The following is a 14,457-nucleotide window of genomic DNA, read 5'->3' on the forward strand; positions in this document are numbered from 1 at the left end:
TTTACTTAAAATAGATATTTATCCCATAGTATATTATAATTTACATCATTGTTAATATTATTATAGGAGTGACTACTTTGTCTAAGTTAAGACCATATGCACTAACAGATGAGGATTATAATTTGATCTCTTCTAGATCTTATAGTATAGAAAGCTATAAAAAATCTAAGGCAATAAAAATTAGCAACGGTAGAAAAATGTATGTCGTTGATTATAAAGAAACAAAAAAAGGTCTAAATGCACTAACCCTTGTCTCAAGAGAAGATTATCGAATTTCTAACAAAGGAAAAGACCTCACCAAAATCAAAAACGCAGTCATCGCCTACCGCGGGTCAGAACCGATTGGCGCTGGCCAATATAAAGATACCATTAAAAAACATGGAAAAAAAGAGTCAGATGATCTTCTTTCTACCATTTTGACGAAGCTGCCTCCTTTTCGTCAGTCACAGACGTCAAAGGAAGTCACGACGAAGGTGGCGACAGGGACAACGACCTATACAAATGAGATTGTGCAAGATTGGCTGATATCAGATACAAAGTATTTGATTAAAAATATTCCCTTTGAACACGGCGCAGAGAATCAAATGGTGCAGGCGGACAGGTATGCGAAAGAAATACATAAGAAAATGCCAAATGCCAAGATGTATGTGACAGGGCATTCACTTGGCGGGTCGAATGCGTCCTATGTCCTTGTCAAAAATGATTTTATTAAAGGCGGGGTCACCTTTGAGAATCCGAATATTTACCCCAATCTATCGGATGGCCTCCAAGCCAAAGCATTAAAAGGTGATTACCGTAGTAGATTAACAGAATATATCAATCTCAATGACGGGCTTTCTCTTTTAAATCGACATACGACAGAAATCGGACGTGTGAAAGTGATGTATGATGCCGCTTTACCTGAAGGCGTCGATTACTCCGAAGACCCCTCCAAAGCCGTCCAATTTATGAAAAATCTCCTTAATCGGGCAATGAGCGTTAATCCTTCATTGGATGCAAATTTGTTTCTTGAAGCCCTTGCTGGCAGCCATGGCTTAAATCGGTATGCCTTTTCATCAGATGGCTCTGTTGAAACCATTGATGACATGTTGAGAAAAAACCCTTCTCTCACTGCCGCCATGTTACATCAATTGAGTCAGTCGAATGTTCATCCGCAAAGTGTGGTGGCAATTTTAATCAAGTCCCATGTTCTCATGAACACAGGTCGTAAATTCTCGACATATGCCGAGCACCATATGCAGCAAATTATCCGCAAAATCGAGAAACTCGATGACAAAGTGGATCAATCTGTGGAACAGGTACGCTCGAGATACAAACAGATTGTTGGCTTTGGTTCCTATGATCAGCTGACGGCTTCTGATGTGGATGCCGTGATTCGTCATTTAAAAACGGAGGGACTTGAGAATGAGTTCTATTCCGTCAAAGAGTATGATACAGCGATTGATAGCGCGATGAATATAAAAAGGTGGCTGGACTCAATATCAGATGATATGAGCCAGCTAGGGAAAGAATACCATGATGCAGATACAGCCCTAGCAAAGAATATGGGCATTTCATAAGGAGAACGAGGAATGGAATTTTCAAAGAAACAACCAACAGATGCAGACCGTTTTTTGCAACGAATGACAGATACGCATACATCAAGCTCCATCTTTTCTCAAACAAACTTTCGCACTGAAGACATGACACCAGCAGAGCTGGCTGCTTTGAAAGCAAAGATCAAAGAAGAGCAGAAAACAGCGCTAAGCAGAGCCATCCGGCATCAGCTGCAACATGAATTTGCAGAAGACCGCCAAGAAGCGGGGAAAATTTTAGATCTAATTGATGAACTTCAGAACAAAGTGTATAAACATCAAAAGCGTATTCATACGCATATGTCAGGACAAGCCATTGACGCTTTAACAGAGAAAATCGAGCAAAGACTCAAGTTTTACGAACTGAAAGAAGATGTTCAATCCGCCATCGACTCGATTGGCATTTAGATGAACCTTCCGTTCGATGAATCTTTTCCCCGTCTCACTCGTATATACTAAAAGAGTAATTGATTTGAAAGGAGATCTGTTTGTGGGATATATTTTGTTATTTTCGGTTGTGATCGGTCTTGTCTTGACCCTCTTGCTCACACCGCTCAGATTAATCGTTAGAAAGAAAGGGACAGAACAGCAGGTTCCGCTTATGTGGATTGCAGGCCTTGCTTTACTGTTTATGGTCGGAATTTTTGTATTCTATTACATCACCAATTTGGATCGCAATCCTTCATCCCTCTGGTTGATTGGACTTGTTGTGACAGCAGCAGGCGCCTTTTTATCAGTTGGATTGGAGCGTAAGATCAAAGGCGTGCTGTTTCTTATTCTCTTACTGCTCGGTGTTTATATGGCGACAGCTTTTCTATTCAATGCGAATGAGAAATTTGATGTCTCCAAAATGGAACAAAAGGTAGAAATCAAAGCGTTTGATGAGACGGAAACACCTGCAAGTGTACCGCCTCAATTTGCTCGGAACAAAATGAAGAAATCGTTCGGACAGGTTCCGAACACAAGCTACTATGAGCTTGGCAGTCTGCAAATCCAGAAGGTCAACGGTGAGTATGTATACATCGCCCCAGTGGAATTCTCGGATTTCTTTAAATGGATTCGTTCAGGGAGTACGCCGGGTTACTTTACATTAAGTGCGACCGACTCATCTGCCAATCCAAAGTTTGTGAAAACAGAGATGGTCTACACACCTTCCTCTTATTTCAACAAAGAAATTGAGCGGCATATCCGCCTTCAATACCCTGATTTGATTTTCTACGGCGACACACAGCTGGAAATCAATGATGATGGAAAGCCTTATTACATTCGTACGTATGGCGATTTTATCTCTGCCCGAAACGGCTTTAAAGCTTCCGGCGTGGTCGTTGTTGATGCCAAAACAGGTGCAACGAAGAAATATTCGCTAGATCAAGTACCTGCTTTTATTGATGGCGCTGTTTCACCAGAGGCCGTTAGTCTGCAAAACAGCTATTTCGGAAACTATATTCACGGGTTCTGGAACAGCATGTTTGGAAAATCAGATGTGAAGCTGCCTTCAGATGAAGGAACAGAAGCCAATGTGAGTCCAGTATTTGATTCAAAAGGAGATATGTACTACTTCACAGATTTCACAAGTCCGAAAGAGGGCGTTGATTCGATGCTTGGATATGCCCTGACAAATGCCCGAACAGGAAAAGCGACTTATTATACCGGTAATCTTGAAGCGTCCTATATGGATTCTCAAGGCGCTCTGCAAATTATCGAGAAACGTTTCATCGAGAAGAAATGGAAAGGCCGCATGCCGATTCTGTATAATTTCTATGGAGAAGCCAGTTGGCTCACGCCGGTTCTCGATTCAAATGGATTCCTGCAAAACTACTTTATCGTGTCGGCAGCCAATCCAGAAATCGCTGCGTACGCTTCTACACCAAACGAAGCACTGAGAGCCTATAAGACAGCTCTGCAAAAAGGCGGCGGTACCGTTAACAGTTCCTCTAAGCAGGAAAAGAAAGAAACTACAGGGAAAGTCAAACGAGTGTATAAAGAAAAGACCGGTGATTATACAACCGTCACCTTCCTGCTAGACGATGGAAAAAGCTACACCATGTCATCTGAAAAAGAACCTCTCGTCATTTATTTAAAAGAAGGCGATCAGGTCGCCATGAAATACACAGATACAGGTGAAATCTTCCTTCCAGTTGATGAAATCACCATTAAAGGGTTATAAAAAAGATGCTTCTCCTACCGAGGAGAAGCATCTTTTTTCTCTTTCCTTAACAATTCAACAAGCAATTCCTTATTTTTATTTCCCCCTGTCATAGGTGACTCGACATAGGAGAATTTTCGTTTGAAATCCATTCCTCTCACAGAAAGGACAGCCAATTCCCCCCCAATGCTGCCTCGCTGGAGGACATATTTAGATAAAACAGAAAGCCCCATTCCATGAATTACAGCCTCTTTAATCGCTTGATTGCTGCTAAATGTTACAAATGTCCGGGCTTTCAGTCCATTTGATTTCAGGACGTGCTGTAAGTATTCTCCGGTACCTGATCCCTCTTCTCTCGTGATCCATGTTTCGTTTTGCAATTGATCAATCGTGACATCCTTTTTCTTAGCAAAGGGGTGATCTAATGGTGCGACGATATAAAGCTCGTCTTCTAGAAAAGTTTCTACTGTCAATTCTTTGTCATTCGTCTGTCCTTCAATCAAACCGATGTCGACATGGAATAAGCGGACATGACTGGCAATCGCCTCTGTGTTATCAATGACCACCTCAATGTCCACATGCGGATAGAGCTGATGAAACTCTGCCAATATTTGCGGCAGCACATACTCTCCAATGGTAAAACTCGCCCCGATTGTCAGCTTCCCTCTTGCCAGATGATGATGTTCATAAATATCCTGCTTCGCCTGTTCATATAAACGAATGATTTGTTTTGATCGATGGTACAGCATATCCCCAGTTGGTGTAACAGTTAGTTGCTTTGGCGAACGATTGAGCAGAACGGTCTGGAATTCCTGCTCCAAGTTCTTAATATGAAGACTGACACTCGGCTGAGAAATCCGCAGCTTTTGGGCTGCCTTTGTAAAGTTTTTCTCTTCCACAACTGTCACAAATGTCTTCAGTGCATCGTAATACATCGGTCCCTCTCCTATCAGAAATCTTAATCCAAAACCTTTCTTATATATATCTTACTAATTCCTTCCCAGTGCGTAAAGAAGCGCTTTACTGAAAACAATTTAATAAAAATATTTACTAATTTTTTTAAAGACTCTATACTAGAAGGAGATATTTTCTATAGGAGGTGCTGATTTGGCAGCTAAAATAAAGGACATTGCTGAAAAAGCCGGATTATCCATTGCGACTGTATCTCGCGTACTGAACCAAGATCCCAACCTATCTGTCACGGATCAAACACGCGAGAAAGTATACGCCGCCGCTGAAGCTTTGTCCTATCAAAAGAAGACATTCAAACATTCATTAAAAAAAATCGCCTTTCTCTATTGGATGACAGAAAAGGAAGAGCTTGAAGATATTTATTTTAAATCCATCCGTCTGGGCATTGAGGAACTTACGAATACTCGTAGTTTAAATGTCACCGCTTACAAACCATCTGACGGGCTTCACTCCATTGATCCTTCTACAGAAGGGATCATTGCCATCGGCCGATTTAAAAAGTCAGAGCTTGACCAATTATATGCGATCACCCAGCATATCGTTTTTATTGATACGTCACCAGATGAAGACCGTTTTGATTCTGTAAAGCCAAACCTGAAACGCATTGTTGAAAAGATCATCGATTCTTTTATTGAAAAAGAACATACATCCATTGGATTTGTTGGCGGCACAGACCTTGATCTGAATACGAATATGCATATTCCAGATATTCGTGAAACGACTTTCCGTGAATATATGATGGCTCACAATGTCCTTGATGAGCGATTGGTCTATGTCGGTCACCATTTCTCAGTGGATGAAGGTTACGCGCTGATGATGAAGGCGATTGATGAGCTTGGAGATGACTTGCCATCCGCATTTTGTGTCGCTAGTGATCCTCTTGCCATCGGCTGCTTACAAGCATTAAACGAGCGCGGATTTTCTCTGCCGAACCGCGTGAGCGTCTTTAGTATCAACGATATTCATGTGTCTCAATATGTATCACCACCGCTCACCACGTATCATATCCACACATCTTTGCTTTGTGAAACAGCAGTCGATTTACTGTTAGAAAGACTTGTAGACGGCAGAACATTACCGAAAACTGTGCTGATTGCCTCAGAGCCTGTCTTTCGAAAAAGTACAATCTAAACAACTGGAAGCCCCGTCCAATCTGGAGGGCTTCTTTTCTCTCTATATGAGTAAAAAATTTTACTTAATAAATTTAATAAAACATGTTTACTTTTTTTACTTAAGTTGATATTCTCACATTAAGAAAGCGTTTTCTTATTATCTATGAAAAAAGAACGAGAGGGGATTACGAATGAAAAAGGGAAAATGGGCGACATTATCAGCAGTCGTTGGGACTGCTGTGCTTCTGCTTTCAGCTTGCGGACCGGGAGATGACAATTCTAGCGGAACACAGCCAGCATCTACAGGTACAAAGACCTTGCTAGTGTGGGAGGATGTCAAAAAATCTGATGGGATTCAAGACGCTGTAAAAGAATTCGAAAAACAACATGATGTGAAAATCAAAGTGGTCGAAAAAGCTTATGCCGACCAAATTGAAGCTCTCCGCCTAGATGGAGCAGCTGGGACAGGTCCAGATGTCATCACGATGCCTCACGATCAAATTGGATCAGCTGTCACTGAAGGGCTATTACAGGAAATGAAGCCCGATCAAAAAGTGATGAACTCCTTCACAGACGAATCCATTCAATCACAAACGGTAAACGGCAAGCTGTATGGTCTTCCTAAATCCGTTGAAACGACAGTGCTTTTCTATAATAAAGATCTTGTCAAAAAGGCACCAACGACACTTGATGGCTGGTATGATCTTTCGAAAAAGCTGACAAAAGACGGAAAGTACGGTTTTGTTGCGAAATGGGATGAAATTTACTACGCACAAAGTGTTTTAGGCGGATCTGGGGGTTATATTTTCAAGCAGAAAAGCGATGGCTCTTATGATGTCAATGACATTGGTCTGAACAATGATGGCGCCATCCAAGGCGGAGAATACATTCAAAAATTCTTTAGCGAAGGACTTTTCCCGAAAGGCATCATTGGTGAACAAGGAATCAACGTCCTCAACTCCTTATTCACAGAGAAAAAAGCGGCTGCTGTCATTTCTGGTCCATGGTCATTTGGTCCATTTAAAGAGGCGGGTATTGACTATGGCGTGGCCGAGCTGCCAACACTCCCTAACGGAAAACATATGAGCTCATTCTTAGGTGTGAAGAGCTACAACGTCTCCTCTTATTCTAAAAATAAAGAACTAGCTGAGAAATTTGTTGAATTTATCACGAATGAAAAAAATTCGAAGAAGCGCTTTGAATTGACAGAGGAAATTCCACCAGTGAAAAAACTGATGAAAGATCCAATCATTACGGAAAACGCGAATGCGGATGCTGTTTCAAAACAAACGAAATACGCCACACTGACACCGAACAATCCTGAAATGGCAGAGGTGTGGAAGCCGATTGACAGTGCATTAGGTCTCATTGCAACTGGTCGTACAGATGTGAAAAAGGCATTTGATGATGCGGTCAATCAAATCGACTCTCAAATTAAAGCAAATCACTCCAAATAACATCAAATGCGGGTAGTCGGTAGTCTATCAAACTGCCCGTAGTTGATCTAATTTCATATGAAGTAGGTGTTAGACGTGACGGGTAACCTTGAACTAGACCGCACACACACAATGGAATCAAAGACACACCGGAGACGGGCGCTAATGTTCTCCTTTATACCCGGGATGGGGCAGATATACAACAAACAGTACGGCAAAGGGGCACTCTTTTTCCTGTTCGGCGTCGCTTTTTTGATTGTATTTTATGATTTATTCAATATTGGCTTCTGGGGACTGTTCACACTGGGGACGATGCTGCCTCGTGACAACTCTGTTTTTCTTTTAGCAAAGGGGATTATTGCGCTGTTAACAGCTGGTTTTGGTATCGGCTTTTATGTACTCATGATGCGTGATGCTTTTATGAATGGAAAGAAACGGGATCAAGGGGTACCACTTCATTCCATCCGTGCTCAATATCATCAGCTCATCGATCAAGGCTTTCCTTACTTAATGAGCACTCCTGCTTTCTTTTTACTTCTATTTTCTGTTGTCTTTCCTATTATGTTCAGCTTTGCGCTTGCCTTTACGAACTATGATTTATACCACTCGCCTCCTGCCAATCTGATCGACTGGGTAGGAATCAAGAACTTTCAAAATATCTTTTCCATTGATATTTGGAGAGACACCTTCATTGATGTACTTGGCTGGACCGTCGTATGGACTTTGGCTGCATCGACCCTTCAATGTGCCCTCGGCATCTTTTTAGCGGTTCTGCTCAATCAGAAGGATTTAAAGGGAAAACGGTTTTTCAGAACCATTTTGATTCTTCCTTGGGCTGTTCCAGGCTTTGTGACCATTTTGGTGTTTGCTGGACTGTTCAATGATACATTCGGGGCCATTAACAATACACTTTTTGCATCGATAGGGATTGATCCAAAACCATGGCTGACAGATCCATTTTGGAGCAAAATCGCCCTCATTGCGATGCAGACTTGGCTTGGATTTCCTTTCGTTTTCATTATGACAACAGGCGTTTTGCAGGCAATTCCCGAGGATTTATATGAGGCTGCGACCATTGATGGAGCCAATTTTTTTCAGAAATTCCGGTCCATCACGTTACCGCTTGTTCTCTATTCCATTGCCCCCATCCTCATCACACAATATACGTTTAACTTTAACAACTTTAATATCATCTACTTATTTAATGGCGGAGGACCGCCTGTTGCGGGGTCAACCGCTGGAGGAACGGACATCTTGGTATCTTGGATTTATAAACTCACAATGCGGTCCTCTCAATATGCACTCGCTGCGGCTGTCACGATTTTACTTTCAATCTTTGTCATCGCCATTGCACTCTGGCAGTTTAAGAGAACGAATTCATTCAAAGAGGAGGACATGATGTGATATGGGATCAAAACAAAACAAGCTCATTCGCCTGAGCATTACTTATTTTATCCTTTTCATTGCCTCCATTTGTATTCTATATCCACTGCTTTGGACAATCGGTGCTTCCTTTAATCCTGGAAACAGCCTCATGAGCACAAGTATGTTTCCGAAGAATCCAACGTTCAGTCACTTTACCGAGCTCTTCTTTGGCCAAGGCGCACTTTATGCAAAATGGTATTGGAACTCCATGAAGATCAGTATTGCCACAATGTTGTTAACGCTGATTCTTGTTAGTTTTACAGGCTATGCCTTTTCTAGATTCCGTTTCAAAGGACGGAAAAATGGGCTGATGCTCTTTTTGCTGCTGCAAATGATTCCTCAATTTTCAGCGCTGATTGCGATTTTCGTTTTGGCTCAAATGCTTGGACTGATTAACAGCCATCTTGCACTGATTTTGATTTATGCAGGCGGACAAATTCCGATGAATACGTATTTAATGAAAGGCTATCTTGATGCGATTCCGAAAGATCTTGATGAATCGGCCAGAATGGACGGCGCAGGGCATTTCCGAATTTTCATCCAAATTATTATGCCGCTTGCTAAACCCATTTTGGCGGTTGTCGCCATCAACTCATTTACAGGACCACTGGGTGATTTCATCATCTCCAGTGTCATTGTCCGCTCACCCGAAATGTATACACTCCCGATCGGTCTGTACAATCTAGTGTCAGACAAAATGGGGGCCAGCTACACGACCTTTGCAGCCGGGGCTTTACTCATTGCGATTCCAGTCGCTTTATTGTTCCTTGTGTTACAAAAACAATTTGTGTCCGGCCTCACACAAGGTGGGACAAAAGGATAAGGGGAGATTTGATGAAGAAATGGATGCTTGTGACGGTTATCGTTTTCTTTTTGATGGGGTTAGGGATTTTACCTGAAGCAAAAGCGGATGCCATTTCCGTTCAGCCGATCAATGGACTGCAAGGTGATTTCATTAAAGGAGCCGATATCTCCATGCTTGCGGAGGTGGAGAGAAGCGGGGGCAGATACTTCGACCAGAACGGAACACAGGTGGACCCGCTCAAGCTATTAAAGGAAAAAGGCGTCAACTATGTGCGCATTAGACTGTGGAACCATCCATACGACAACCAAGGTCGTGCCTATAATGGCGGGACAAATGATCTTAATACAGCCATCGCTTTATCGAAACGCGCAAAAGCACAAAATATGAAAGTACTGCTTGATTTTCATTACAGTGATTTCTGGACCGATCCTGGTAAACAGTTCAAACCGAAAGCATGGGCATCTCTTTCACAAAACGATTTGGTAAAAGCGGTTGGCACTTACACTGGGGATGTACTCAAAACGATGAGAGCCCAAAATGCACTGCCGAACATGGTACAGGTTGGAAACGAATTGAACTCAGGTATGCTCTGGCCGAACGGCAAAAGCTGGGGTGAAGGCGGGGGTGAATTTGACCGGCTTGCTGCTTTGCTAAAAGCGGGAACAAATGCGGTTCGCTCTGTCGATTCAAACATGAAAGTCATGCTTCACCTTGCCCATGGCGGGGACAACGGGGCCTCCCGCTGGTGGTTTGATGAAATCACCAAAAGAGGCGTCTCATTCGATACGATCGGTTTATCTTACTACCCGTATTGGGACGGGGGATTTAGCGGTCTTACTAACAATATGAATGACATTAGCGCCCGCTATCACAAAGACGTCATCGTGGTAGAAACCGCCTATGGCTTCACAACAGCAAATGGCGACAACCTAGAAAACTCATTTAACCAAGATTCAGTCAATACTGCTGGCTACCCAGCTTCACCTCAAGGCCAGGCATCTTTTATACGAGATCTATCAGAAAAAATTTCACAAGTGAAAAACAATCGCGGGAAAGGGTTCTTTTATTGGGAGCCGCTTTGGATTCCAGCGAAAGGTGCCCCGTGGTCAAGTCAATATGGGCTGGCTTATATCCAAACAACCGGTACAGTCGGAAATGCTTGGGAAAATCAAGCGATGTTTGATTTCAACGGAAAAGCACTGCCTTCTCTAGACGTATTTAAACAAATGACACCGTAATTAAAAGGATAGGACGTGACAAAATGGGAAAGCGTTACCCACTCGTTCACCCAAATGTGAAAGGCTTTTTGCATGGTGGCGATTATAATCCAGATCAATGGCTTCATATGCCAGAAATCATTGACGAAGATTTTCGATTAATGAAGCTTGCACATTGTCAAACATTCTCCATCAACATTTTCGCATGGAGTAAGCTAGAGCCAAAAGAAGGTCAGTATGATTTTGCATGGCTGGATGACATTATGGACCGCTTGGCAGCTCAGGGGGCACACGCCATTCTTGCAACACCAAGCGGAGCTAGGCCTGCTTGGCTGTCACAAGCATATCCTGAGGTATTGCGCGTCGAAGCGAACCGTCAGCGTAATTTACATGGACTGCGCCATAATCATTGCTTCACCTCACCAGTTTATCGAGAAAAAACGAATACGCTCAATCGTTTGCTCGCTGAACGCTACAAGGATCACCCAGCACTGATCATGTGGCACATTTCGAATGAGTACGGCGGCGAATGTCATTGTGATCTCTGTCAGGAAGCATTTCGAGGCTATTTGAAAGACAAGTACAATCATGACCTTGAAGCTTTAAACCAAGCATGGTGGACGGGGTTTTGGAGCCACACGTATAGTGATTGGTCACAAATCGAATCACCTGCACCGCACGGGGAGCACATGATTCACGGAATGAACCTAGACTGGAAACGCTTTGTCACAGCGCAAACGATCAATTTTTATCAAAATGAAATTGAACCGCTGCGGGAATTGACGCCTCACATCCCAGTGACCACCAACTTTATGGGCGACTACCCGCATATGCGCCCATTTCTCGGACTGGATTATCATGAATTTGCAAAAGAGGTTGACGTGATTTCATGGGATAGTTATCCAGCATGGCATAGCGGCAGAGAAACAACCGCTGAATTAGCGTCAAACGTAGCCTTCGTTCACGACTTATATCGTTCATTAAAGGACGGTCAGCCATTTCTCGTGATGGAGAGTACACCTAGCCTTGTGAACTGGCATGAAGTGAATAAGGTCAAACACAAAGGCATGGCACACCTTTCTGCCATACAGGCGATTGCCCACGGATCAGACTCTGTGCTTTACTTCCAGTGGCGCCAAGGACGAGGTGCCTCCGAGAAATTCCATGGCGCCGTAGTCGATCATTCTGGACATGAACATACGCGCGTGTTTCAAGAAGTCGCTGATCTAGGGAAACAGCTGGAGCAGCTGCAGCCCATCGCAGGGACATCCGTTCAACCAGAAGTCGCCATCATATACGATTGGGAAAACCACTGGGCCATTGATGATGCGCAAGGCTTAAATAATACAAACAAACGCTATGTAGAGGCTTGTCAAACTCATTATCGAAGCTTTTGGAAAAAAGGCATTCCTGTTGACATTGTCGGCATGGAAAAGGATTTCTCATCCTATCGTGTGCTCATTGGTCCAATGCTCTACATGATCAAACCAGGCGTTGCAGAAAAAATTGAAGCCTTTGTTAAAGCGGGCGGCATTTTTATCGCAACCTATTGGAGCGGTATGGTCGACGAAAATGACCTCTGTTTCCTCGGCGGTTTTCCGGGTCCTCTCCGCCATGTACTTGGCATTTGGGCGGAAGAAATCAACACATTGATGCCAGATGAACACGTATTAATGACCACAGGAAATGGACGCACCTACCATGTCGGGCAATATTGCGAATCCATCCATCCTGAAACGGCCTCTGTGTTAGGACATTTTGAGAATGGCTGCTTCGAAGGACAGCCAGCCCTGACTGTCCATCCTTTTGGAGATGGAAAGGCATACTATATGGCTTCCGAAAATGAGCAGATTTTTTATGATGATTTTTACGAGGATCTCATCGCAGGAATGGAGATACAGCCCGTCCTATCAGCGGTGATTCCAGAGGGAGTCAGTGTCCAAAAACGAACAGATGGGTCGCAGGATTATGTGTTTATGATGAATTTTACGGAAAAACAGCAGCTCCTTTCACTAGATTCAGAAGAGAGCTATCAAAATATGCTGACAGGGCAACATGTGCCTCAAGAGCTTCAGCTTGAACCTTACGAGTACATTATTATGAAAAAATAGATTGAAAGAGGCGTCTACTCATAGGACGCTTCTTTCAATTTAATAGATCTAAATACCTATATAAATTTATGTATTTTATATATAAACTTGAATCTTTATATTTTATCTAAATTTTTTGACATGTTTCATCCTGCGCCAATACTGGTTCGACCATCCTTTTTCACCATTTTATAGGTATGAAAGCGGTTGCCTAATACTCATATTTTTGATACCCTTTTTTTCAATGCAGATATGGGACTGCATTGTCATAAAAAGAGCAAGAAAATGTAAACGGTTTATTGTAGGGGGAGGGACTTATGTTAACGTTTGTTGGATTGTTGATTATTTTAACGATTGTTGTATTGCTGATTTGGGGGAAAGCAAGTCCAATTGTTGCCATGGTCATGGTGCCTTTAATCGGGGCATTCATCGCAGGATTTGGGATTAATGACATTCAAACATTCTTTGAAGAAGGGATTATCAAAGTACTGCCAGTGGCGACCATGTTCATTTTCGCCATTTTATTTTTTGGCATTTTACAAGATACAGGGTTCTTTGAACCTGTAATAAAAACACTGATTAAACTGACTAGGGGAAATGTGGTCACGGTTGCGATGGGGACAGCTCTAATAGGAGTCATCGCTCATTTAGACGGAGCAGGAGCGACTACATTTTTATTAACTGTACCTGCACTGCTTCCACTTTATAAAAAATTACATATGAGTCCGTACTTATTGCTTCTTTTGATCGGGACGAGTGCCGGCTTAACGAATATGGTGCCGTGGGCTGGCCCCACAGGACGGGCAGCAAGTGTGTTGAACATGGACCCATCCGAACTTTGGGTGCCGCTCATCCCCATTCAGCTCATTGGGGTCGTTCTCGTATTAGGAATGGCATTTATTTTAGGAAAAAGAGAAGAAAAACGCATTCGCGTCAAAATCGCCGCAAATGAAATCGCTGCTGTTCAATTAGAAGGCGCAGATTGGGACCGGGCTATTCAATCCATTAGTGAGACAGGTGATGCTGCTTTAAAACGTTATCACTTAATTTGGGTGAATTTCATTCTGTTTATAGCCGTAGTTGTCCTTCTTGTGCTCAACGTGATTCCGGCTAGTTATATGTTTATGATTGGTCTTTCTCTCGCACTATTAATTAACTATCCGAAAGTGGATGTACAAATGGAGAGAATCAAGGCGCATGCACCTAGTGCACTCATGATGGCCGCTGTTATTTTCTCCGCAGGTTCGTTTCTAGGCATTCTCGAAGGAACGGGAATGCTAAAAGCTATCGCTGTGGACAGCATTCAAATTCTACCTGCTTTCCTGCTTCCATTTTTACATATCATTGTCGGGATGTTTGGGGTACCACTGGATATGCTGACAAGTACAGACGCTTATTATTATGCACTTCTGCCAATTGTCGAATCCATCACATCTGAGGTTGGTGTGACGGGCACTTCCGCGGCGTATGCCATGATGATCGGAAACATCATAGGAACCTTTGTCAGTCCTCTCGCTCCAGCCGTTTGGCTTGCAATCGGCCTTGCAGGAGTCGATATGGGGAAACATATTCGCTACTCTTTCTTCTGGATGTGGGGATTCAGTATTGTTCTACTGATCGTTGCCAAACTGATAGGCATTATTTAAATAAAAAAAGACATGCGCACAGCGACGCATGTCT

Annotated in this window: 11 protein-coding genes; 10 read left to right on the forward strand and 1 reads right to left on the reverse strand. The window is 42.9% G+C overall.

The annotated features are described in order from the left end of the window. The first annotated feature begins 68 nt into the window (after nucleotides 1-68). The 3 genes from SB660_RS04475 to SB660_RS04485 all read left to right on the forward strand — a co-directional run bounded on the left by SB660_RS04475 (nucleotide 69) and on the right by SB660_RS04485 (nucleotide 3,741). Nucleotides 69-1,559, forward strand: coding sequence for a lipase family protein (locus tag SB660_RS04475; protein WP_339164535.1), 1,491 nt, complete (start codon nucleotides 69-71; stop codon nucleotides 1,557-1,559). A gap of 12 nt (nucleotides 1,560-1,571) precedes the next feature. Continuing rightward, nucleotides 1,572-1,982 carry a hypothetical protein gene (locus tag SB660_RS04480; protein ID WP_339164537.1) on the forward strand — a complete coding sequence of 137 codons (411 nt, stop codon included), beginning with the start codon at nucleotides 1,572-1,574 and terminating at the stop codon, nucleotides 1,980-1,982. An 82-nt stretch (nucleotides 1,983-2,064) separates the two neighbouring features. Continuing rightward, complete coding sequence (locus tag SB660_RS04485) at nucleotides 2,065-3,741, forward strand: hypothetical protein (protein WP_268497323.1); 1,677 nt, start codon at nucleotides 2,065-2,067, stop codon at nucleotides 3,739-3,741. A gap of 14 nt (nucleotides 3,742-3,755) precedes the next feature. Here the strand turns inward: SB660_RS04485 and SB660_RS04490 are convergent, their stop codons facing one another. Further along, nucleotides 3,756-4,655 (reverse strand): LysR family transcriptional regulator, encoded by a 900-nt coding sequence (locus tag SB660_RS04490; protein WP_268497322.1) that lies wholly within the window; start codon nucleotides 4,653-4,655, stop codon nucleotides 3,756-3,758. A 172-nt stretch (nucleotides 4,656-4,827) separates the two neighbouring features. Between SB660_RS04490 and SB660_RS04495 the strand changes: the two genes are divergently transcribed. From SB660_RS04495 to SB660_RS04525, 7 genes are all read left to right on the forward strand, one after another. Further along, nucleotides 4,828-5,823: a LacI family DNA-binding transcriptional regulator gene (locus SB660_RS04495; protein ID WP_058013278.1), complete on the forward strand. Its 996-nt coding sequence runs from the start codon at nucleotides 4,828-4,830 to the stop codon at nucleotides 5,821-5,823. A 172-nt stretch (nucleotides 5,824-5,995) separates the two neighbouring features. Then, complete coding sequence (ganS, locus tag SB660_RS04500; RefSeq protein WP_058013277.1) at nucleotides 5,996-7,261, forward strand: galactooligosaccharide ABC transporter substrate-binding protein GanS; 1,266 nt, start codon at nucleotides 5,996-5,998, stop codon at nucleotides 7,259-7,261. A 111-nt stretch (nucleotides 7,262-7,372) separates the two neighbouring features. Beyond that, nucleotides 7,373-8,644 (forward strand): carbohydrate ABC transporter permease, encoded by a 1,272-nt coding sequence (locus SB660_RS04505; protein WP_339165821.1) that lies wholly within the window; start codon nucleotides 7,373-7,375, stop codon nucleotides 8,642-8,644. 1 nt (nucleotide 8,645) lies between these two features. After that, entirely contained in the window at nucleotides 8,646-9,488 is an 843-nt protein-coding gene (locus SB660_RS04510) for a sugar ABC transporter permease (protein ID WP_012011808.1), read from the forward strand. 11 nt (nucleotides 9,489-9,499) lie between these two features. Next, nucleotides 9,500-10,708 (forward strand): glycoside hydrolase family 53 protein, encoded by a 1,209-nt coding sequence (locus SB660_RS04515; RefSeq protein WP_061410068.1) that lies wholly within the window; start codon nucleotides 9,500-9,502, stop codon nucleotides 10,706-10,708. Nucleotides 10,709-10,731: 23 nt separating this feature from the next. Next, on the forward strand, nucleotides 10,732-12,798 hold the full coding sequence (locus SB660_RS04520) for a beta-galactosidase (protein WP_410581536.1): 2,067 nt from the start codon (nucleotides 10,732-10,734) through the stop codon (nucleotides 12,796-12,798). 296 nt (nucleotides 12,799-13,094) lie between these two features. After that, on the forward strand, nucleotides 13,095-14,423 hold the full coding sequence (locus SB660_RS04525) for a CitMHS family transporter (RefSeq protein ID WP_058013273.1): 1,329 nt from the start codon (nucleotides 13,095-13,097) through the stop codon (nucleotides 14,421-14,423). Nucleotides 14,424-14,457: the final 34 nt, after the last annotated feature.

Origin of the sequence: Bacillus sp. SIMBA_005, from assembly GCF_046535585.1 — a bacterium.
Taxonomy (GTDB): Bacteria; Bacillota; Bacilli; order Bacillales; family Bacillaceae; genus Bacillus; species Bacillus pumilus.

What these genes read in the sequence shown, in the direction of transcription:
- SB660_RS04490 (WP_268497322.1), bottom strand. Translation starts at nt 4,655, where the DNA reads ATGTATTACGATGCACTGAAGACATTTGTGACAGTTGTGGAAGAGAAA.
- SB660_RS04510 (WP_012011808.1), top strand. Translation starts at nt 8,646, where the DNA reads ATGGGATCAAAACAAAACAAGCTCATTCGCCTGAGCATTACTTATTTT.
- SB660_RS04525 (WP_058013273.1), top strand. Translation starts at nt 13,095, where the DNA reads ATGTTAACGTTTGTTGGATTGTTGATTATTTTAACGATTGTTGTATTG.
- ganS (WP_058013277.1), top strand. Translation starts at nt 5,996, where the DNA reads ATGAAAAAGGGAAAATGGGCGACATTATCAGCAGTCGTTGGGACTGCT.
- SB660_RS04505 (WP_339165821.1), top strand. Translation starts at nt 7,373, where the DNA reads ATGGAATCAAAGACACACCGGAGACGGGCGCTAATGTTCTCCTTTATA.
- SB660_RS04480 (WP_339164537.1), top strand. Translation starts at nt 1,572, where the DNA reads ATGGAATTTTCAAAGAAACAACCAACAGATGCAGACCGTTTTTTGCAA.
- SB660_RS04515 (WP_061410068.1), top strand. Translation starts at nt 9,500, where the DNA reads ATGAAGAAATGGATGCTTGTGACGGTTATCGTTTTCTTTTTGATGGGG.
- SB660_RS04520 (WP_410581536.1), top strand. Translation starts at nt 10,732, where the DNA reads ATGGGAAAGCGTTACCCACTCGTTCACCCAAATGTGAAAGGCTTTTTG.